1 protein-coding gene is annotated in these 544 nt (G+C 45.0%); it reads left to right on the forward strand.

Translation table 11 applies throughout. The annotated features are described in order from the left end of the window. A partial coding sequence (gene terL / locus NIE88_RS22190; protein ID WP_253065731.1) for a phage terminase large subunit occupies window positions 1-544 on the forward strand: 544 nt, incomplete at both ends.

The raw sequence follows: 544 nt of genomic DNA on the forward strand, positions 1-544 counted from the left end.
TCTATGCTCTGCGATGAGATTTTGACGAGAGAAGAATATGAACGGAAAACGAAGACAATGGGCGCTGACATTGCGGCAGCAAACTATCAGCAGGAGCCCATTGATGTGAAAGGCAAGCTGTATTCGAGTTTTAAAACGTACCAAGCGAGCAGCCTGCCGGTGTTCAAGCGCATAGCCAGTTATACCGATACCGCTGATGAAGGAGCCGATTACTTGGCTTCTTTTATTTTTGGTGAAACCTTCGATGATGAGGCGTATATCTTGGACACGATCTTTACAAAGGACGCGATGGAGATTACGGAGCCATTGCTTGCTAAAAAAATTCATGGAAATAAAGTCAATCTAGCATGGATCGAATCGAATAACGGCGGTCGCGGATTCGCCCGGAGTGTAGAACGGATCCTCAGGCAGAAGTATCGATCAAATAAAGCAAAAATTAGCTGGTTTCACCAGAGCAAAAACAAGATTGCTAGGATTCTATCCAATGCAACTTGGGTGATGGATCATGTGTATTTTCCGGAAGGATGGCGGAATAAATGGCCGA

Source organism: Sporolactobacillus shoreicorticis (assembly GCF_024125445.1).
Lineage (GTDB): Bacteria > Bacillota > Bacilli > Bacillales > Sporolactobacillaceae > Sporolactobacillus > Sporolactobacillus shoreicorticis.